At 52.8% G+C, this 20,452-nt stretch carries 16 protein-coding genes; 5 read left to right on the top strand and 11 right to left on the bottom strand.

The annotated features are described in order from the left end of the window. Window positions 1–64: 64 nt before the first annotated feature. The 4 genes from SH668x_RS09715 to SH668x_RS09700 form a co-directional block, all read right to left on the bottom strand. Entirely contained in the window at window positions 65–1,345 is a 1,281-nt protein-coding gene (locus SH668x_RS09715) for a glucuronate isomerase (RefSeq protein ID WP_437188496.1), read from the bottom strand. A 327-nt stretch (window positions 1,346–1,672) separates the two neighbouring features. Beyond that, entirely contained in the window at window positions 1,673–2,146 is a 474-nt protein-coding gene (tsaE, locus tag SH668x_RS09710) for a tRNA (adenosine(37)-N6)-threonylcarbamoyltransferase complex ATPase subunit type 1 TsaE (RefSeq protein WP_437188495.1), read from the bottom strand. An 81-nt stretch (window positions 2,147–2,227) separates the two neighbouring features. Next, complete coding sequence (locus SH668x_RS09705; RefSeq protein ID WP_437188494.1) at window positions 2,228–3,532, bottom strand: coproporphyrinogen-III oxidase family protein; 1,305 nt, start codon at window positions 3,530–3,532, stop codon at window positions 2,228–2,230. Between the two features lie 219 nt (window positions 3,533–3,751). Then, a complete protein-coding gene (locus tag SH668x_RS09700) occupies window positions 3,752–5,536 on the bottom strand; it encodes an aspartate kinase (protein WP_437188493.1) in 1,785 nt (594 codons plus the stop codon). Between the two features lie 711 nt (window positions 5,537–6,247). Between SH668x_RS09700 and SH668x_RS09695 the strand changes: the two genes are divergently transcribed. The 3 genes from SH668x_RS09695 to SH668x_RS09685 all read left to right on the top strand — a co-directional run bounded on the left by SH668x_RS09695 (window position 6,248) and on the right by SH668x_RS09685 (window position 9,401). Then, window positions 6,248–7,495: a hypothetical protein gene (locus SH668x_RS09695; protein ID WP_437188492.1), complete on the top strand. Its 1,248-nt coding sequence runs from the start codon at window positions 6,248–6,250 to the stop codon at window positions 7,493–7,495. 106 nt (window positions 7,496–7,601) lie between these two features. Next, entirely contained in the window at window positions 7,602–7,961 is a 360-nt protein-coding gene (locus SH668x_RS09690) for an STAS domain-containing protein (RefSeq protein WP_437188491.1), read from the top strand. Between the two features lie 390 nt (window positions 7,962–8,351). Next, entirely contained in the window at window positions 8,352–9,401 is a 1,050-nt protein-coding gene (locus SH668x_RS09685) for a TIGR00730 family Rossman fold protein (RefSeq protein WP_437188490.1), read from the top strand. Window positions 9,402–9,574: 173 nt separating this feature from the next. Here SH668x_RS09685 and SH668x_RS09680 read toward each other — a convergent pair whose 3' ends face one another. From SH668x_RS09680 to SH668x_RS09655, 6 genes are all read right to left on the bottom strand, one after another. Then, a complete protein-coding gene (locus tag SH668x_RS09680; protein WP_437188489.1) occupies window positions 9,575–10,972 on the bottom strand; it encodes a S1C family serine protease in 1,398 nt (465 codons plus the stop codon). Window positions 10,973–11,070: 98 nt separating this feature from the next. Then, the gene (locus tag SH668x_RS09675; protein ID WP_437188488.1) at window positions 11,071–11,517 is read right to left on the bottom strand and encodes a TraR/DksA family transcriptional regulator; all 447 of its coding nucleotides are present in this window, start codon (window positions 11,515–11,517) and stop codon (window positions 11,071–11,073) included. An 873-nt stretch (window positions 11,518–12,390) separates the two neighbouring features. Then, window positions 12,391–13,281 (bottom strand): tetratricopeptide repeat protein, encoded by an 891-nt coding sequence (locus SH668x_RS09670; protein WP_437188487.1) that lies wholly within the window; start codon window positions 13,279–13,281, stop codon window positions 12,391–12,393. 19 nt (window positions 13,282–13,300) lie between these two features. Continuing rightward, window positions 13,301–14,809, bottom strand: coding sequence for an ATPase (locus tag SH668x_RS09665; protein ID WP_437188486.1), 1,509 nt, complete (start codon window positions 14,807–14,809; stop codon window positions 13,301–13,303). 134 nt (window positions 14,810–14,943) lie between these two features. Next, window positions 14,944–15,603 (bottom strand): hypothetical protein, encoded by a 660-nt coding sequence (locus SH668x_RS09660; protein ID WP_437188485.1) that lies wholly within the window; start codon window positions 15,601–15,603, stop codon window positions 14,944–14,946. Between the two features lie 250 nt (window positions 15,604–15,853). Then, on the bottom strand, window positions 15,854–17,056 hold the full coding sequence (locus SH668x_RS09655; protein WP_437188484.1) for a DegT/DnrJ/EryC1/StrS family aminotransferase: 1,203 nt from the start codon (window positions 17,054–17,056) through the stop codon (window positions 15,854–15,856). Between the two features lie 209 nt (window positions 17,057–17,265). Here SH668x_RS09655 and SH668x_RS09650 point away from each other — a divergent pair, with 209 nt between their 5' ends. Then, entirely contained in the window at window positions 17,266–18,531 is a 1,266-nt protein-coding gene (locus tag SH668x_RS09650; protein ID WP_437188483.1) for a putative sugar nucleotidyl transferase, read from the top strand. A 107-nt stretch (window positions 18,532–18,638) separates the two neighbouring features. On the opposite strand, the gene SH668x_RS09645 is transcribed toward SH668x_RS09650, so the two are convergent. Further along, on the bottom strand, window positions 18,639–18,926 hold the full coding sequence (locus SH668x_RS09645; protein ID WP_437188482.1) for a putative quinol monooxygenase: 288 nt from the start codon (window positions 18,924–18,926) through the stop codon (window positions 18,639–18,641). A 131-nt stretch (window positions 18,927–19,057) separates the two neighbouring features. On the opposite strand from SH668x_RS09645, the gene SH668x_RS09640 reads away from it, so the two are divergent. Beyond that, window positions 19,058–20,377 carry a nucleotide sugar dehydrogenase gene (locus tag SH668x_RS09640; RefSeq protein WP_437188481.1) on the top strand — a complete coding sequence of 440 codons (1,320 nt, stop codon included), beginning with the start codon at window positions 19,058–19,060 and terminating at the stop codon, window positions 20,375–20,377. Window positions 20,378–20,452: the final 75 nt, after the last annotated feature.

The following is a 20,452-nucleotide window of genomic DNA, read 5'->3' as shown; positions in this document are numbered from 1 at the left end:
ATTTGTCATCTGGGTCGCCACCAGTGATGACTGCAAACTGACACAAAACGAAAGCGCCTGAAGCTTAGACTTTAAAAATCCGTTCGACATTGCCACGTAAAATTTGATGTCCAAGGTCAATCGCCTGAACCTCCGACCATTGCCGACGGCGAACGTATTCCTCCGCGAGCACGCGCGCCAGGGTTCTCTTGTACATCCGGAACTTTGGCAGACCGAATTCGAGCTTGTACATATCGCTGTAATAACCAATCTGCTTGCTTCGCGGAACTGCTTCAAGCCGGGCTCGTGTATCAGTTTCAATATATGCTGGAATATTGGAATACCACCAATGCCCGTTTGTGACCACGTTTGGAAAAATCCATGAGTAGCTCACCAACTCCTGATTGCTCATGTGAGTGAGCACAGAAATGGGAAACGTGACTTGCGGAAACGCGTTGAAGACTGATTTGTACTGTATCAGCGACACTCGAGTATCGAAGAGGTCCTGACCTTGAAACACACCCTCTGCATAGACCCGGCGATTGACACCGATCATCAAATCGAAAGGGAGTCCGTGTTCTGCACAAAACTCTGTCAGTGTCCAGAAGACCCATTGGCCGAGAGTCTTTTGGTCGTCCCCGCACAGTTCATCCCCTTTGAGAACCCGGGCGACGATTCCGGCGGCCACGCCCGCGTCTACCTGTTCTGGAGAAAACGTTGGGGGCAGGGAAATCGCGCACGCTTTTGCGTTGTTTCGCGTAAAGTGATCGAAACGCTGACCAATAGCAGACCGAAGTGACACCAAGTCGGTGAAATCGACCCCTGAAGCCTTCGCAAGTCGCTCCCGCACCTCTGGCTTGGTGAAGTGGAAGACGAGGTCATCCGTCCGCAGACACGGGACGTATCGCGATGTGTCGAACCCCATAAGAGGATCATCGAAGTCGTTCGTCAGGAAGACCTTCTCCAGCCCGCTTTCTCGCAGGACAGACTCTTCCCAGTCCGGCTGAGACAATTTCAATTCAGCGTTGTCGTATAACGCTTCCCAGTTGTCGGGAGTAATCTGCTTCTCGTGGAAGTCGAAAAACTCCTGACACATTTCGATCAGCCAACTGACCTGAATGGTGTTGTTGAGATCGGCGAGTTTCTCGACAAGCCGACCGACTTTCTCCTTCGGTCCGATAGATGGATCTTCGATCAGATGTTTCGGCAGACCAGCTGAGTGAGCAAGCTCAGTGTAGTAGTGATACCCCAACAAATCTGCGAGATTTTTTGAGGCTGCCGCATGTGGATTGATGTGTGAATGCGGATCGATCAGGACCAGTTCTTCAAGCCCGCTGTACAAGTCCCAATCGAGAGTATCGTTCATGACGTCAATGGCTCGCTGAAAGAGAAGGGGCGAAAGACACCCCCGAAGACAATCGATTCCACGCTGAACGGAGACTCCGAATCAACCTGGATCGCGCCCGTAAATCAATCCGTCAGCCAGTTTCGTGACTTCACAGCCGGAGTTCAAGCGGAGGGGAAACGAACTGATGGTTCTCATTAAGATGCCAGCGATTGAATCTGTCCGACGAATGCCCGGCCGAAAGAGTTCACTCGATTCGGAATGCTTTCATAGTGGAAATGAACAAATTTTCAGAAATACAGTTGGCCTCACTCTCGAGTGATCGAGCCACGGTGTTGCTGAGACCCCTCAATTTCCCTCGTGGAGTTTCGACAACAGTTGTTCGCTTCTCTTTCCAGAACTCGAGAGAGAGATTCGTCTTGAATTTTCACCTGTTGTTTCCAATCGAATCGTGAGGCGATCTCTTGGAAGCACTTCTTCAACCAGATCTGCCCATTCGATCAGGCAAACAGCTTCGCCTCCGAGAAGTTCATCGGCCCCGAGTTCAAGGAATTCATCGATATCTTCAAGACGATAAGCATCGATATGACAGATGGGGATTCGCCCTGCGTACTCTTGAATCAACACGAACGTCGGGCTGCTGACATCTTCCGGATCAACGCCCAATCCCGCTGCGATTGCTTGCACGAGATGCGTTTTGCCCGCCCCCAGATTGCCAATCAACGAAACGACATCTCCAGCGCTCAACTCCTGCGCGAGGCGCCCGCCGAATTGACGAGTTTCTGCAAGAGAATGTGATTCAACAACCAAAGATGACGCCATGTCTCACGAACCTGAACAACTCCGGAGATCAAGAAAAGGAGGGGAGAGAGGTTACTCCGCAGCTCCCCTCGTGAATTTTGCTCAAGTGTAGCGGACTTCGCGGAACTTTTCTTCAAAGTACTCCGTGAGCAGACTATCTGCCTGCAGCAATCCCTTCCGGGTGAGGACTACGTGATCGCCATTGATATTGAGATATCCGGCCCGAGCCTGATTGGCCAGCGGGGCAGCGAACTCAACAAGTGGATCGAGACCAAATTTGTCGCGGAACGGCTGCGCGGAGAGTTCCCCTTCCTTCATCTGAAGGACCCACTCGCGAATGAAACGCTGATGATGGCTCGGGACGAGGGCGCGTTTTACAGGCAGTTCGCCAGATTGGACGGTCGAGATGTACTTCTCGAGTTCATCCTGATTCTGGTAATGAACTCCCTGCAGATGTCCGAAGGATGAGACCCCCACAGCAAGCAGATCGCTCCCGCGGAAAAGATTATCGCGGTAGACGAATTGATCCGTTTCACGGTTCTTCACTAACTCATTGCCGCTCGATAGTCCATAGCCGGCAGCTTTGAAGCGATCGATGGCTTCGCTGGCCCATCGTCGTTTCGTCGGCCAGTCTGCGACGGGGGATTCAACTCCTGCTGTCAGCATTTCTTTGGAATACACCGTATTCCAGGGGAGTTCCATCTGGTAGATGGTGACGTTGTCAGGGTCCATGCTGATGGCCCTTTCAACGCAGGCATGCCAGTTGTCATCAGTCTCGCCGACCATCCCTGCAATCAGGTCGATGTTGATCTGCGGAAAGCCGACTTCTTTGAGCCACCCGTAAGCACGATCGATTTCCGGGGAGAGATGAGCCCGCCCGTTCTCTTCCAGAATCTTGTCGTTGAAATTCTCAACACCCAACGACACCCGGGTGATTCCGATGTCTTTCAGGGTTTGGACTTTCTCGAGACTCAGCGTTCCCGGCTCGCATTCGAATGTCACTTCCTTCGCATTATCCCACGAGACCGAATCGCTCAGGCGATCTCGCAACATGCGCAGTTGTTTCGCGCTCAGGTACGAGGGAGTTCCTCCACCAAAATACACGAATTCCAGCTCGCGTCCCTGAATAGACGGTTGGTCCTTCAGGAGCTGAACTTCCTTGTCGAGAGTATCAACATAGTTTTTGATCGTCTCGGCGTTCTGCTGTGTGTAAACACGGAAGTAGCAGAATTTGCAACGCTTACGGCAGAACGGGATGTGGAGATACATCCCCAGTGGAACCTGCCGCTTGGGGGGATTCTGGAGTGCTTCAAAGAAGTGAGGGATGTCCTCACGATTCCATTGACTGTAAGGCGGATAATTCGAGATGAAGTAGCTGCCAATTTCTGTTTTCGTTTCGGTCGACATCGTGGGCAGGTCTCGCTGTGCAGGGAAAACATGTTTGAACGATTATCACATGAATTCCCCAATCAAGCTACCCCGCAGAAGAGACTTTCCTCTGCATTGGGCAGATCTCATAGGCGATGGATGATCATTCGCCAATAGACTTGCCAGCTGACGGGATGCAAAAAGCCCGCTGACGTGGAGACACCAGCGGGCTACAGGCTCAATCGGGAAGCAAAACCGTTAAGCAAGACCGAAGATGTTGCGAAGGGCGTTGTAAGCGGCCGCTCCCTGTTCGGCAGCGACGATCGCACTCATACGGATCTCACTGGTATTGACCAACTGCACATTGACCTGTGCATCCGCCAACGCTGCGAACATCTTCTCGCCAACTCCAGTATGAGTTCTAAGTCCGATTCCCGCGACACTCAACTTGGCGATCTTCGACTTGTACTCAACGGTAGCTGACGGCCATGTGGGAAGGAAATCGCTCAACAGCGACTTGCATTTCTCCAGATCCGACTGCTGCACAGTGAACGACACTTCAGAATGTCCGCTACGGCTGACGTTCTGGACGATCATGTCGACCATCACGTCTCCATTTGCGACGACGCTGAAGAGCTGCGAGCAAATTCCCGGGGTGTCCGGAATATTGCGAACCGCGACGAGAGCCTGCGAATCATCCAGCAGGATTTCGCTCACAACGATATCTTCCATGCTCGCCAGCTTGCTGACGACAGCTTCGATCAACGCAGGATCCTCGCTCACTCCGTTTCGTGCCCGAGGCTCCAACGCTCCACCGATCGACGGAGCAGGTGTCGTTGCGTCGTGAAGCCGGAATCCCTCGTGAACAGCCTGAAGTGCATCGGAGCAGCGATCCCGGTCAACAAGCACAGAGATCTTGATCTCGCTTGTTGTAATCATCTCGAGATTCACACCAAGCGAAGAAAGCGACTGGAACATCTGAGCGGCAACACCGGAATGACTCTGCATCCCGCTTCCGACGACAGAGACCTTGGAGACATTCGTTCCGCTCCCGACAAATCCCGCTCCGAGGGCTTTTACGGATTCCTCAGCCGCTGTGAGCGTGTCAGCGAGATCACCCTCTGGCACGGTGAACGAGACATCTGCCCGGCCGCTGTTGGAAACGTTCTGCACCACCATATCGATCGGAATTTTGCGGGCAGCCATATTGGCGAAAATGGTCTTCATCACCCCGGGCTGATCTGGCAAATCGCTGAGAGTGACCCGAGCCTCATTTTTCGCCAGCGCCAGCCCCATGACGACGCCCGGCTCGCTTTTACTGGAAATCAATGTTCCAGCATTTTCATTGAAAGAAGGACGAACGCGAAGCGGAACCCGAAACTTCTTCGCAAACTCGATCGAGCGAGAGTGCATCACTCCTGCCCCCAGACTCGCGAGTTCCAGCATCTCGTCGTAAGAGACTTCGTGGACTTTGCGAGCTTCTTTGATCGCTCTTGGATCAGTCGTGAAGACACCTTCGACGTCGGTGTAAATTTCACATTCAGCTGCTCGCAACGCCGCTGCCAAAGCAGTTGCAGTCGTATCGCTCCCACCACGTCCAAGAGTGGTGATGTTGCCATGATCGTCAATTCCCTGAAATCCGCAGGCAACAACGATCTCGCCTGCATCCAGGTGGCGACGAATCCGCTCCGTCGAGATGGATCGAATGCGGGCTTTCGAGTAGGTGGAGTCCGTCACGATTCCACTCTGTCCGCCAGTCAGACTGACAGATTTTTCCCCGAGTGACTGAATCGCCATTGCGACCAATGCGACAGATTCCTGCTCACCTGTCGAAAGAAGCATGTCCATTTCTCGCGACGATGGTTTCGCGGAAATTTCCTCAGCGAGCGTCACAAGTTCATCGGTTTTGTGACCACGGGCCGAAACCACCATGACTACCTGATGACCTGCGCGCTTCATGGCGACAGCACGGCCAGCGGCAGCTCGGATCTTCTCGGCGGTTGCCACGCTGGTTCCGCCAAACTTTTGAACGATAATCGACATGAACTGAGTTCCAGAGACAGGAACATCTGAATCATCCGACCAGCAGGGTCCCCAAAAGACACCTGAACGGATGTATCGGCAGCACAAGAGCCGGAACGGAGCAGGATAACAATTCGACCGGAACCGGCAATCAGTCGGGCGGATAAGTAGTCAAGAATCTCGAATTCAACACTTACTGTTCTCAGCAGAATCGACCTCTTTCTGCTGAAACATGCCAGCAATAACACGCGATGTCCTCCACAGTCCCCGATAAGACGGGAAACCGTGAGTTTCCCGTAATCAGAGATGAAAAGTTCAGCCCCATTTTCGTGCGGATAGAATTGCAGACCGCTCCAAGCAACCAAGTCGGCGGCTGATCAACAAACTCGATTTCGGCTAGCGACCGGAAAACGCAGGGAACACCTTTTACATGGTCTTCACATTCGGACTCCTTGACACCCGATTTCCGCCGATGTTAATTTCGTTTGTGATTGAGAGTTGCGTCGTCGAAGGGTGAACAGCAAAATAAATCGGAGCTCGTTCATCATTCCTGATTTTGAACTCGCTTCATCACTTCGATTGTTTCCAGTCATTGGTTACGATCAATTGGTCAAATAGGACTACTGTCACCTGATTCAAGCGATGGTTACGTGCGAACGATGCACGTTTGAACATCTCGTTCGAGTAAAACCTGGGGGATCCAATTTGTTTTCGCGGCAAAATAGATTGATTGTGGCAGTGGTTGCATCGCTTGTCGGTTTCTCGGCAGTTCCCGGGTCATCTCGTACTTGCCAAGCTCAGTCGACAGCAACATGGGATGCGCCCGCTTGGGTTCTTCCAGCCGATCAGGTGAAGAAGTACTTAAGCACCGACTATCTCAAAGACAAAACGACCTTTCGACTCACAAATCCCAGCTCTGACCAAGCCAGACAGGGGAAACGAGTAGTTCAGTCTTATTTGTCCCAGCTGACTTACGAAGACAAAGCAGCCATTCCGCGAAATGTTTCAGACAAGTTACTCGCTGACCTACAGCAGCAGTCGGCCAGTCTGTCTCCGGCAATGCGTCAGATTCTGATGGATGAGGTTGTCGCTTTGGCGCCTGACATTCTCACCCACCCGGAAGATCTTGTTCGCTATAACATGATCGCGATTCTCGTCCAGCTGTCAGTGAAACCAAGGCAAGTCGCCAACGGCGTGGAGACACCCGCTGTTCCGTTCAACGGCGCCCACAAAGTGTTCATGACGGTCATTCTCAACAAGAATGAGTTCCTGGGCTGTCGCATCCTGGCTGCCCGTGGTCTCGATCGAATTTGCCGCGACGGGGAGAATGCCCCTAGCTCCAACGAAAAGTCCGATATCGCCGTCGCTCTGACGACCGCACTCAGCGAGACACCACCAGCGACAGATGAAGGAACTTCGTGGTTCCGTTTGCGATTGATCGAAGCGCTCGGCGTTGTCGATCGAATCGATAACTCATCAACCCAGCCGATTGTCATCGAAGCGTTGATGAACGTCATCGTCAATCAGAACGAACGATGGTTTAACCGCGCAGCGGCTTGTCAAAGCATCACCCAACTCCCTTACAACGGCTCTGTGAACATTCCGTTGGTGACATCGGAGATCGTGAAGTTCCTGCACGAATTGGGTACTGAATTCAACAAGTCGCCAGCTTCTCCAGAGTTAAAAGACTCATTTCAAAGAGTTTATCTGGCATTCAGGCCAGCGACCTCTAAATTAGCCAAAGATAAGAAGTGGGGACTGCTGTTTCAGGTCGAACGACCGGGTTTGTCCACACATGCTTCCGTCGTGAACACGGCGTGGGACGTCGTTTTTCCAGTGGTGCAGCAGTTCATGGAAGCTGCGACGCCCGGTGAAAAACTCGCCCCAATTCCGTCGGACAAGCTCACGGCACTCACGAACTGGCTGACGGCAAACACCGTGACCACTCGTGATTTAACTCCCGGGGGAGCGAAGTACTAACACTGCCAGGCGCAGTGAGAGTCTATCCAGCCGAATTCATGAAGTGAGTTTTGTAGAACGCAGAGATTCAGGCACCGTAATTTGTCACTTCGATGAAGGTGTGAGCATGGATTCCAACGCGATAACTCTGCAGTGGCAAGGCGACGCTCTTATTGTCGTCGCTAAGGGTGGGGTCGAAAGCCTCAGCTGGCAGATTGTGGAGCAGGCTGCCGAAATTGTTCTGGAGCCGGTCCGCGAACAAAAGGCTCCGATCGTCGTTTTTGACTTAACCGAAGTCTCCTACTTCGGATCTGTGTTTATGTCGCTCCTCGTCCGCTGTCACAAGCTAGTCCGCCTTCGAGGAGGAGTGATGGTGCTGTGCGGAGTACAAAGACTCACCCGCGAACTGCTGCACACGACTGCACTCGATACGCTCTGGGCGATCTACGACACGAGAGCAGAAGCGATCGAAGCAATCGGCGCCTGATCCAACTCGCAGTCAACTGAATTTGACATCAGCGTGCAGCATCATCTGGACTGCGGTCTCACCGTTGTTGAACATTTGACTTGTAATTGCAGCGGACCAACGGGATTACTCACTCTTTTCTTCGTAGAGAACATTTCTTCATGTTCTCCCGTTCGAAGAACGCAATGAGATGAAAATCCGGCGGATCGGTGACCGCAGGGAGATTCTCGGGTAGACAGGTCTGCAGCGACCGCAAAGAATCCACTCAATCGGCTTCATGCAACACAGAATTGGAGCCATCCCGGTCTCTGTCGATCGAGGCCTCAAGAAACACTTTACTATCTGCCAGATAAGGTAGGGAAAACCGTTACAGGATTTTCCTGATGTGATCCCGAGGGAGCGTTCAACCACATGAGTGATTACAAAAAGATTCGTAAGGCCTCTCCTCTCGTTTCGGAAGACAGTCCTCTGCCAACAGAGCACGATGTCATTCCAAGCGGAGCCGCTAGACTGCTCGAGGAGATTAAAGAAACAGCGGACAAGTTCGGACGCGACAACGCATCCATCGGTGACCTGAAAATTGTCAGTCGCGCACTCCGCGAACTCCGTTACGCGTTCAAGGTCTTCACACCTTACCGACGCCAGCGCAAAGTCACCGTCTTCGGTTCCGCTCGCACAAGCCCAGAGAATCCAGCGTACCAATCGGCGGTAGAGTTTGGCCGGATCTGCGCGCAGGAAGGCTGGCTCGTCGTCACCGGAGCAGGGGGGGGGATCATGGAAGCGGCTCACGTGGGTGCTGGCCGCAAGATGTCCATGGGCCTGAATATTATTCTGCCCTTCGAGCAAGAAGCGAACTACGTCATCAACAAAGATGAAAAGCTCGTCAACCTGAAATACTTCTTCACACGCAAACTGATGTTCGTGAAAGAAGTGCACGCGATTGCCATGTTCCCCGGCGGATTTGGAAGCCAGGATGAACTATTTGAAACGCTGACCCTCGTACAAACCGGAAAACGAGATCTGATGCCGATCGTCTGCATCGATCCTCCCGGGGGGAACTACTGGAAGAACTTCCACAACTTCATCGTCGAGAATCTATTAGCACAGAAATTGATCTCCCCAGCGGATCTCTCACTGTACAAAGTGACTGACAATGTCGAGGAAGCTGCAGACGAGATCCTGAAGTTTTACTGCGTTTACAACAGCATGAGGTATGTCCGGGACAAGCTGTACCTGCGATTGCACGTTGCACCGGACGCGGCGTTTCTCGAGCGACTCAATCAGGAATTCGCAGACATCGTAACGACTGGAAAAATCGAGCTGACGCAGGCTCACCCTTCCGAAATAGGAGACGAGCATTTGCGAGAGTTGCCCAGACTGGCGTTGTCATTCAATCGCCGCGAAGTAGGACGTCTTCGTCAGATGGTCGATCTGATCAACAAAGAGCTGGGGAAATGCTGATCCGCATTCTTTGAGTGTGAGTGGTGCGAACAACCAGATCGAACGCGAAATGGAAAAAGTGTCCGTTTCGCGTTCTTCTTTTTTGCTTCCAGCTGACTCCGTTGCTTAGTAGACGAAGAGTGAACAGCTCGCTGAACTGAGTTCGCGTGGTCTACCGTCGACCCTTCAGATCGTCAGAAAGTCTCTTGCTCAACGCTGACGGATTCATCTCGAGGACCGCATCTGTAAACGACAAGATGGGTCTCCAACACACCCCCGGATTGTCGCTTTACTTGGAGGAGAACTTCTTCACCCTCTTGATAACGAGACATTTCTCTATCGAACTCGGCGAGGGTCCGCACCGGCACGCGAGAGACTTGTTCAACAACATCGTAGAGGCACAACGAGTTCTCGTCGTCACCGTTAAAGCTCACCGATTTCACGAGCACCCCGCGCTGTCCAGCCTGGAATCCCGCTTGAATGGAGAGCGGTTCAGTCAATGGCATCACAGAGAATTCCAAACCGCGGGGAACTTGTGGAGCGGGAACAGGTGCCGGAGTGGTTGAGCTCATTGAGCTCTCTTCTTTCTCCGTCAGCACAACGTTCAACACCTGTTGTTCGCCGTTACGAAGAATGATCAGCCGCACCTGCTTGTTGACGGGGGTGATGCTCACTTTATTGATCAGGTCCTGCTGGTCGAGCACATCAAACCCGTCAAAGTTGATCACGATATCATCTGCTCTGAGCCCAGCAATCGAAGCAGGGGTCCGATCAATGACTTGAGTGACGCGCGCGCCCCGTCGACGATCCAATCCATACCGCTTGGCAGCTTCAAAATCGAAGTGCTCATCCAGCTGAACGCCCAAATATCCGCGTCGTACTCGGCCCGACTCTAGAAGTTGATTCACGACAAATTGCACGAGGTTACTGGGAATACTGAAACCGATTCCCTCGTTTCCTCCCCCTTGAGATGCAATAGCGGTGTTGATGCCGATGACCCGACCATCGAGGTCGATCAGCGGGCCGCCGCTATTCCCGGGATTGATGGCAGCGTCGGTTTGCAGAAAATCCTGATTGATCACCTTCCGACCGGGAAGTTCCAACGACCGTCGTCCTTTGGCGCTGATGATGCCCAATGTGACTGATTCCGTCAGTCCAAATGGACTCCCCATTGCCAGAACGAAGTTTCCGATATCAAGATTGTCGCTGTCACCAAACTGTGCAGGCTGAACGCCGACATCCTCAATGCGAAGAACAGCAAGGTCACTCGCTGGGTCTTCCAGCTTTTCGGTCGGATGCAGAACACGACCGTCGTTGAGCCAAATCGAAATTTTGCCCAGAGCAGAGTCCGCCACAACGTGCCGGTTAGTGATCACAAACACGCCTGTTGCCACAGGGCTCCTCATGATCACTCCGGAACCGGTCTCCTCTGTATCTCCGGATCTGGTGCTATGAACAGATTCAATGTTCACAACAGAGGGCATTGTCTTGGCTGTAATGCTCGCCAGATGGCGGCCGGCCTGAAGGAGAACTTCAGAGAAGTCCTGACGGCTGGGTTGCTTCAACCCCGCATCGGAAGGTGGCTGAGCCATGGATACCCCGCTCGAGCAGCAGAGTATCCATCCTAGGCAGATGCACAAAATGACCCCGAAGCGTACCGAGGAGAAGATGGGCATCTGGATAATCCTGTTTATTCCATCTCGATTTGAAGGTCTCGCATCGTCAGATCGCGGTCTGACTGATTCGCCTGGAACTCCCAGGCAGATTCCCAGTTTTGTTTATCAACACCATAGGAGCGTCGATTTTCATATTTGCGCTGGCATTCCACACAACAAGAAGTGTGGGGTAACGCCTGCAATCGGGCGACCGGGATGCGGGTCTCGCAGTGCTCGCACAAACCATAGGTTCCATTTCGAATCGCATCAATCGCTCGATCAATGCGAGCCAGTTCGCGACTCTCTAACGACACCAGTTGAGACTGTAACTCTTTTTCGGTGTCATGGAACGCTAAATCACCGGAATCCCCTCCGACATCATCACCGAACTCAGATTCCGGTGAAAAAATCTTTCGGGCAAGTTCTTCCCTTTGAATGAGGAGCCGCTCGTGCAAACGCAACAGAGCATCTTTTCTGGCCATGATCACGCCCTCCTAAACAGCTATGTAGCGATCGCTACGATGCCGAAGACTGCATATTCCCTGACTGCATCGCTTTGTCTGGTTTCTGCTTCGCCAGAATTTTACGTCGCCGGCAAATTCGGAAAGCGGAAAAATGTAGCTGGTTTCTTAACCCAAGACCCTGAAACGACTTGTATTCCAGAAAGAGCGTCAAACAGAGGTCGCCACGTCGAAATTCGCTGATTCGCAAAATCGACGCAGGGAGCCTGCCGTTGCTTGAACCAGAACGTCTGCCCTCCCGTCACGGATTGGTGTCGAGGGAAGGGAATTGTAAATGCCCTTGAAAATGAGCCAGAGTTGCGACACTGATTTGAGCGCTACCAACCAATGCGAATCATCCGACATCGCTGTTCGAAAGTGAATTTGTTGCCTCCACTTCATTGGTCGACCATCCGCTTCGGATCCATCGAGTGAATTCGAGTCAGGTGTCAGGACCGGATTCAACCTGATCCCTCACGTAAACAGGTTGAGCACTACATTCCGGCCAAACTGGGACGGGTCGGGGCAATCAAACCGGATTTACGTGGTGCTCAGCGGACACAATCCATCAAATTCAACTTTTTTATCATTCTGCGGGGGTTGCAAGCTGCCCTCAGAACCGAAGCGACGTGCTGGGCACTCATTCTGCTTCTTCAAGCCATTCGCTCCATTCATCTCAGTCGACAGCGATGTTCCCCGACCGCGCAATCGGGAACAATGAATGGCAAAGCAGTAGAGTAGGGGAAGGCGAACTCAACGAGTGCCGTCAGCCGGACATGATGGAGACTCGTCCACTCGGGTGACAATTCCAACCGGTGCCGAACTTTTGGTTGGCACTCGTGAGGATCCTCGCGATTACAAAGGCTTCTGATTCGCCGTTTGCTCAATTTGCTGTGCAGAGAATGAATAGCCTGACAGATCCGGGATTGCTGTAGAATGCTCAGGGGCCGTCGAGTGACCTGCAGGGAGGACTTCTGACGTCCCAATCGGAGTTGGAGTGTCCGCGGAAGGAAGTTGACGTTGCTCATGGATATGAGCCAGCCAACTTTGGGCAGCGACGAGGTCCGGCTTCTTCGTAGCGGCCAAAGCAAAATGTCGTTCAGCCTGTTCCGCTTTTCCATCCTCGTACAGGATGCGTCCGACGTTGTAATGGGCCTCGGCATCGCCGATCGTGCGAATGAAGTGAGGCAGGGCAGCATCGACTTTGCCGGTATGCACCAGCGCGACAGCTAATGCGTAACGCGACTGTGTTTCGTCGGGATCTGCGAGCATCGCCTTGGTCAGCTGTTCACACGATTCTTCCCAGCGATTTTGAGAAGCGTAGAATTGGCCGAGATGGTAATGAGGCATCGCGGCATGCGGAGAAAGCTTGACCGCTTTTTTGTAGTTGATTTCAGCGAGCTCAGAATTGCCGGCTAAATGGTCAAGTCGAGCCAATCCGATCAGTGCCTCGATCTCTTTCGGAGCGATCTCTACCGCTTCCGAATAACTCTTCCGAGCCTCGGACAATTGCCCGGACTCTTCAAGCATTTTTCCGTATGCAATCTTCAACTTCGCAGGATTTTTTGGGTTCCCCGGAGCCGTTTCCATCTGTTCTTCGTAGGAAGCTTTCTGAACCTGCGGCTTTGCCAGCGACTTGAGGGAGAATGAAGGAGTGCCAGGACTGATCGTGATGCACCCCGAGACGGTGGTGATCAGAAAGCAACCAGCCAACACTTTCACAATTTGCTGGCAAGTTTCCCTCACGTGCAGACTCCTGTTTCAATCAATTCGCCAAGTTCGGCCCGCCCACACACTCTTGAAATGCCTGAATCGCGATGTTCTCGCTGAGATGTGGAGGCTCTCCTCTGAATCGGCAGATTGCCTGGACAACATCCAACAAATCGTGAGGATCGCTCGCTTTAGGTAAACTTTCCGGCCCAAAGTAAGTCGAAAAGAGTCGCGACACGATCCAATCGTCGTAGTGAATTCGCGATTTCTCGCAGGCTTGCTTGAAGATTTCACGAAATCTCGATTCAGATGGATACGAGATCTCAAACTTATGACGCACTCTGCGCAGAAACGCTGAGTCCACCAAACCCTCCAGTTTCAGGTTGGTGGAGAAAACGACGAGTTGCTCGAACGGGATCCGAATCTTCTTTCCGGACGCCAATGACAGTGAATCCATCCGCTCCTCGAGAGGTTGAATCCACCGATTCCGCAACTGGGCAGCTGGAATCAGTTGGCGCCCGAAATCATCTAGCAGAAAGACTCCTCCGTTTGACTTCATCTGCAGTGGGGCTGTGTAGTATCCGCTCGCCGAGTTGAAGCGAAGTTCCAATGCTTCCAGCGTCAATTCCCCGCCAGTAACAATGAACGGACGACTCACCTGCTGCCAACGCAAGTCTGCTTTCTGGGCTTTCTCGGAGAGCACCCAATCATCCAGTGGCTCAGATTTCTGACCGGGAACCGTCCGATGCACGCTGGGATCAAAGACCGCGATCATCTGGTTCTCAACCGTCACAGCGTAAGGAACATAGATTGCGCCGGCAAAACAGTTCAGCCAGCGTCCCAGAGCCTTTGCAATGACCGTTTTCCCGTTTCCGGAAGGGCCATAGAAAAAAATGGAATGACCGCTGGCGACTGCTGGACCGAGTCGCTGAATCAATTCCTGATCCAGAATGAGATCATCGATCGCCCTTTCCAGTCCCTCGGGTGCAAGCTGGGCGTACTTGATCGCCTGCAGGCGACACTGCCTGACATAATGTTCCAGAGAAACAGGAGCAGGCCCGACGTAACGGCACACTTCGAACGCCTCGCGCGCACGATTACGCCCGTTTTCAGTCAACTGAAATCGCCGCCCGGGGACAACATCCATCTCTCCTGAAGTGGCCTCGATGGAATAGTCTCTTTTGAGAAAGTTGAGTGCTTCCAGCAGTACGCTGAATGGGAGTCGCACCTGCCGGCAAAGCTCGAGTGCAGACTGGGTTCCTTGCAGATACATCAGTTTCAGGACGAGATCTGAAAGCTGAACTAGGCTGATTCCGGCCGCCTCAAGAGTAAGCGGGGCAGCAGGACAGAGATCGACGGCCTCTTCGAGAACTGCGGGGGCCTCTGTCTCAGTCGCACGAGAATTGCCTGAATGAATGCTGTCAGAGATTTCTCGAACTTGCTGAATAATCTGTTCGTAGATGTCATCGGAAAGCTCGATGGCATCGGGAACTGTTGTGACCCCTTCAAGCTGTGAAGCAGGAATTTGTTGTTCCGAATCGGAAGTGGAATGCCCTTGTGACATGCCTGGCAATCAGTCTCTGATCCAAAGAAAAACCGGCGACGCGTCCCTGCATCACCGGATGTTCTAGCGAGTCACCTCGCCTAACGCGTTACTTCAACAGAGTGGAGACGGACACACTCAACTCAACCAACCGGCTATTCTGGTTCCCCCAGTGTGGAAAGGATCGGTGGAGGCGCATTCGCTGTAGCGGCTTCGAAAATTGCCTGAACTTCTTTGGCTGGTCGTCCAACCGGTTCCGCGTAACGAGTGGCGACCTGAATCCCTGAATTCGCCCCCATCAGTTGGACAAGTTCACGTTCGACATTCGAAGCACGAGCAGCAGTCACTTCCGCCCGATAGTCATTCGCCACTGCAATAGATCGGTATTCAACGGGGACATTCATCATGATCCAGCGAAGATGATTGACTCCCGAACTGTTGAGTTCGTTGGACACCGGATCAAAATGGTACGAGTACAAAGTGGTTTCTTTGAGCCACCCGTTCTGAACCTGAGTGTATGCAATCGCATTCACTGCTTCACGATCGTCGCAGATGTAGGGGTGCGGCCAGTAGTGAGCGGTGTGATATCGGTGGACGAAAAGCTGGTTCGGACCGACAGGGCGGGGGACCGGTGGCCAGAGTTTTCCATGGCGATAAAGCTGCCGAGCCCCTGGAGGATCACTGGCGCGTTCAGCGTAGTATTCCGGCGTTCCTCGCTTGGTCGACCCGTTTGTGAAAAAAGGCCAATCCGCTTTCACAGTTTGGACCGAGACCACGCACGCGGCCAAGCAGAAAAACAATCGTAATTGCGACATGTTCAATCCCCCCGGACAACTCGCTTGAGCTCACCCTGAACAAGAGATTTTGAAGGGAAGCCACGCTTTGTATCGGCAATCGATTGTGCCGATCGTAACGGGAATTCGCATGAAACCTTCAATCGCATACAGACCAGCTACCGATCGCGTTCCGCCGGATGCTCTCAAAAAACAAAGCCACGTACCGAAATACGTGGCTTTGTGAAATTCTGATTGTGGAACTCCGGGGAGTCCAGAAGGCAGTCTGAAATCAAGCTGCTCGTCGCATTGGGAGGACTTGACGACCGTCGATCTCTGCGTAAACGCTTTCCAGTGCTTCGAGCACGCGATCCTGACGATCAGCTCGCAACTCGGCGAAGATCGGGAGAGCGATGGTTTCTCGAGCAGCCAGTTCCGATTCCGGAAGCTGTCCTTCGCGGTACTGCAGGTTCGAGAAACATTCTTGGAGATGCAAAGGACGTGGATAGTAGATCGCACATCCAATACCGCGTTTCTTCAGCCCGGCAATCACTTCATCCCGCAGGCCGTCTTTCACGCGAACGACGTACTGGTTGTAAATGTGATGGTTCGATGGCATCTCGCAAGGGAGATCCATGCGTTCGCTCAATCCCGAGGAAGTGAGCATTTTCTCGTAGCGAGCTGCATTCGCCCGACGAGCTTGTGCCCAGACATCCAGATGACGCAATTTCACAGACAGAACTGCTGCCTGCAGTGCATCCAAACGGCTGTTCAATCCAACTTCGATGTGGTTGTAGCCACCGAAATCGCCGTGTACACGCAATCGCTTCAGGCGGTTGGCAAGATCACGATCATCCGTGGTAATGAGACCACCGTCGCCGGCTCCACCTAGATTCTTGGTTGGGAAAAAGCTGAAACAGCCCATGGTTCCCAGAACGCCAGCCTGTCGACCATTGTACCCGGATCCGATTGCCTGAGCGGCATCCTCGATCACAGGCAGATGATTTCGAACAGCTGTTCGCCAGATTGGATCCATATCTGCACATTGACCGTACAGATGGACCGGAATGATGGCTTTTGTGCGGCGAGTAATCGCTGCTTCGACTGCTTCTGGTTTCAGGTTGTATGTCACCGGATCAATGTCGACGAACACCGGACGAGCACCAGCGCGGACGATGCAGCTTGCTGTCGCAAAGAAACTGTAGGGTGAAGTGATCACTTCATCACCGGGACCGATTCCAAGCGCCATGAGTGACAGGAGCAAAGCATCTGTACCGGATGCGCATCCGATTGCGTGACGGGCGTCTACGTAACTGGCGAGATCCGCTTCGAAGTTCTCGACTTCTTCTCCGAGAACAAACGCTTGCTTCTCAAAAACTCGATTGACCGCTTCCTGAATTTCGGTCTTAATCGTCTGGTACTGGTCTACCAAATCGATCAGCGGCACGGGGGCAAGTGATTCACTCGTGCGAGACAAAGGAAGAATATTCGACATCAGCGACTCCATTCGCTAGCTCACGACACCCGACAATCTTCGCGGGGGCTCGGACAGTAAGACCGTTTTCAATCCCTGTCAAGATGTTGCACCGCAATCCGTTTTACAATCCTTATGATCGGCAGAGTCAACCTGTTCAGATAATGTGAATTCACTTAAAGTTCCCGAGGTCCAGTGTTTTCCAATTAGAACTACTGTGCGGGGCAAAGATGAGACGCATTGCGTTTTTCGAAGATCAATATGCGAAAGACTTTGCACCAATCGCATCTTTACAGCCAGTCTTTGAACTCCTGTGCGGGCACTTCAGTAATCGGGAGCGAGTCCTCCGGGAATTGAAACCTGAAGTCTGGGGAGCCTTCATTAGGCCGGAGCTTGTCGAAACCTACGCTGAGAAGCAGCCAGACGCGATCCTGAACTCAGATCACTGGATTCGCGAATTTCCCGTCCTCTTTATCAACGCTCGCTGCCTGATCCCAAGTCAATTCTTGTCCGCACTTTTGCCGGGGCAAGCTGCGTGGATTGGAGAAACCCTTGGCGCCTTCCATGCGGCACCTAACCTTTCAATTACTCCAGATCATGAATTGACCAACGATGAACTCGTCCAGACCGCCTGGGAAATGGAACGAGTCGATGTCGATGGGACTGTGCTGCGATACCCGTGGGATCTGATTCCCGCGAACCCGATCTGGCTCACCAAAGATTTCCATTCGCGAACGGACAGAGCAGGGGAAAGCTGCCTTGATACTCGCGTCGCCATTGTCGGAAACGCCGATCAGGTCTGGATCGATCCCACATCGAAGATCGATCCATTTGTCGTGATCGATGCTTCTGCCGGGCCAGTTTGGATCGAGCGAGACGTCAGAATTCAGGCATTTACCCGAATCGAAGGCCCAGCGTACATCGGCCAGGGGACTCAACTCTTCCGGGCGAACGTTCGAGAAGGGTGCAGTTTCGGCCCGGTGTGCAGAATTGGTGGCGAGATCGAAGAAACCATCATTCAAGGTTACTCAAACAAGTATCACGATGGCTTTCTCGGACACAGCTATATCGGTCTCTGGGTAAATCTCGGAGCCCTGACATCAAACAGTGACCTCAAGAGCGATTATTCAGACGTCAGCGTTCCACTCGGGGGAGTCAGCACAAAAACGGGCTCTACCAAAGTCGGCTGCTTTATTGGGGATCACACGAAGACTGCTATCGGAAGCCTGTTCAATACCGGATCGAGTATTGGAGCGATGTCACTTATTCTTCCGCGTGGGGAGCTGCTCCCCAAGCATATCCCGCCGTTTACGCGGGTCTGGCACGGGGAGATTGAAACTCGCCCTGACGGTGTCGCTTCAGCGTTCCAGACAGCCCGCATCGCCATGTCGCGTCGCAATCAGGAATTGACCCCTGCTATGGAACGCCTCTTGACGTTTCATTTTGAACAGACAGGCGGGGATCGCGAAAAAGCGTTTGAGCGCAGCAGAAAGTAGTCCCCGACTCAAAGATGCCTGTGGTCGGTGGCAGAAATGGCGAAAGTCGATCTCGCGATGACTTCCGCCATCCACTTTCAGGCTGAGAACTCCCAGCGACTCGATTCTTACTCCAGCACGTCCGCAATATGCGGAACCCGATCAACCAGCGGCAACACCTGCGGCTTGTAAATCGTCAGATAGCCTTCTGCGGTCCGATGCACATCGAGCGCTTCCTGTGACTCCCAACGCTCAATCAGCAGGTAAACCCGGCGATCGTTTTGGGAGTGACAGACCTCATACATCCGGCACCCAGGTTCCGTACGGGATTTCCGCCCGCACTCACGCAAGAGTTCTCCGACTTTCTGGATATCCTCTTCGTTTTTGACCGTCAGAATGACGTTGACTGCAACCATTGGAAACCTGCGATCCTCAGGGAGATTGGAATGGTGGAGAATTTCTTCCGTCCTTATGATACCGCGGCAACGTGTAAAAATCCTTCGTTGCGATGGTCCAGATTAGATACAGAATCAAAATAGAGCCAATCATGTCGCAGGAATTGCTGGGGAAACTGGAGTCTCGTCAGGCACTCATCGGTGTGATTGGGCTGGGATACGTCGGACTGCCGCTGCTGGATGCATTCATCAATGCCGGCTTTCAAACAATTGGATTCGATGTCGACGATCGTAAGGTCAAACAGCTCAATTCAGGGCAGAGCTACATCAAGCACGTCTCTTCCACGCGCGTCAGCCAATGGAAAGAGTCCGGGAAATTCGAAGCGACTTCCGACCAGAAGAGGCTCAGCGAACCAGACGCCATTATCATCTGCGTTCCGACTCCACTGACAGACAGTCGCGATCCAGACATGTCCTTCATTATCGGGACAGGGAAGACGATCGCCCCCGTGCTGAGAAAAGGGCAGATTGTCGTTCTGGAAAGCACGACTTATCCAACGACGACCCGCGACGTTCTTCTCCCGATTCTTCTGGAATCGGGCCTGACTGTCGGCGACGACTTCTTCGTCGCTTACAGCCCGGAGCGTGAAGACCCAGGCAATCCGGTTTATTCAGCTGCCAAGATCCCCAAAGTCGTTGGCGGTTTGGACGAGACCAGCTTGGAACTCGCATGTGCTCTTTACCGACATGCGGTCGTTCAGATTATTCCCGTGCGCTCTACAGAAGTCGCTGAGGCAGCGAAGATTCTGGAGAACACTTACCGGGCAGTGAACATTGCCTTGGTGAATGAACTCAAAATGCTGTTCGACCGAATGGGAATTGATATCTGGGAAGTGATCGAAGCAGCCAAAACGAAACCATTCGGGTTTCAGCCTTTCTACCCCGGACCGGGACTGGGAGGTCACTGCATTCCCATCGATCCGTTTTATCTGACATGGCTGGCTCGCCGGCAAGGACTTTCCACTCGGTTCATCGAACTCGCCGGGGAAGTGAATTCGCGGATGCCAGAATATGTGATTGGCCGGCTTTCCGAGTTCCTGAACGATGTCGGCAAACCGATTCGTGGGAGCAAGATTTGCATGCTGGGAGTGGCCTATAAGAAGGATGTTGATGATGCCCGTGAAAGCCCATCATTCGTCCTGATTCAGCTTCTCATGCACCTCGGCGCGGATCTCTCCTACAACGATCCTCACGTTCCGGTGCTTCCCGAAACTCGTGCTCATAAGTTACCAGATCTCGAAAGCCAGCCACTGACTGCTGAATACCTGGCAGCGCAGGATTGTGTGCTCATCGCGACGGACCATAGTGCCTACGATTACGATTTCATCGTAGAGCATTCACGAATGGTGCTCGACACCCGCAACGCCACCCGCAAAGTGGTGAAAGGGCAAGAGAAGATTCGACGCGCCTAAACCGAGTTTCTTTTGAATGCGGCATTCCTACGATTCACACGATTAAGAAATGAATCATTGCCTCAGTGAATCGTT

The organism is Planctomicrobium mucosum (assembly GCF_051466335.1).
GTDB lineage: Bacteria > Planctomycetota > Planctomycetia > Planctomycetales > Planctomycetaceae > Planctomicrobium.
The sequence above is the reverse complement of the archived record's forward strand: the minus strand, read 5'-3'. Positions and strand labels throughout refer to the sequence as shown.

Coding starts and splice junctions, on each gene's coding strand:
- SH668x_RS09685 (WP_437188490.1), top strand. CDS start 8,352: ATGAGTGATTACAAAAAGATTCGTAAGGCCTCTCCTCTCGTTTCGGAA.
- SH668x_RS09705 (WP_437188494.1), bottom strand. CDS start 3,532: ATGTCGACCGAAACGAAAACAGAAATTGGCAGCTACTTCATCTCGAAT.
- tsaE (WP_437188495.1), bottom strand. CDS start 2,146: ATGGCGTCATCTTTGGTTGTTGAATCACATTCTCTTGCAGAAACTCGT.
- SH668x_RS09715 (WP_437188496.1), bottom strand. CDS start 1,345: ATGAACGATACTCTCGATTGGGACTTGTACAGCGGGCTTGAAGAACTG.
- SH668x_RS09675 (WP_437188488.1), bottom strand. CDS start 11,517: ATGGCCAGAAAAGATGCTCTGTTGCGTTTGCACGAGCGGCTCCTCATT.
- SH668x_RS09655 (WP_437188484.1), bottom strand. CDS start 17,056: ATGTCGAATATTCTTCCTTTGTCTCGCACGAGTGAATCACTTGCCCCC.
- SH668x_RS09665 (WP_437188486.1), bottom strand. CDS start 14,809: ATGTCACAAGGGCATTCCACTTCCGATTCGGAACAACAAATTCCTGCT.
- SH668x_RS09700 (WP_437188493.1), bottom strand. CDS start 5,536: ATGTCGATTATCGTTCAAAAGTTTGGCGGAACCAGCGTGGCAACCGCC.
- SH668x_RS09640 (WP_437188481.1), top strand. CDS start 19,058: ATGTCGCAGGAATTGCTGGGGAAACTGGAGTCTCGTCAGGCACTCATC.
- SH668x_RS09680 (WP_437188489.1), bottom strand. CDS start 10,972: ATGGCTCAGCCACCTTCCGATGCGGGGTTGAAGCAACCCAGCCGTCAG.
- SH668x_RS09650 (WP_437188483.1), top strand. CDS start 17,266: ATGAGACGCATTGCGTTTTTCGAAGATCAATATGCGAAAGACTTTGCA.
- SH668x_RS09645 (WP_437188482.1), bottom strand. CDS start 18,926: ATGGTTGCAGTCAACGTCATTCTGACGGTCAAAAACGAAGAGGATATC.
- SH668x_RS09690 (WP_437188491.1), top strand. CDS start 7,602: ATGGATTCCAACGCGATAACTCTGCAGTGGCAAGGCGACGCTCTTATT.
- SH668x_RS09660 (WP_437188485.1), bottom strand. CDS start 15,603: ATGTCGCAATTACGATTGTTTTTCTGCTTGGCCGCGTGCGTGGTCTCG.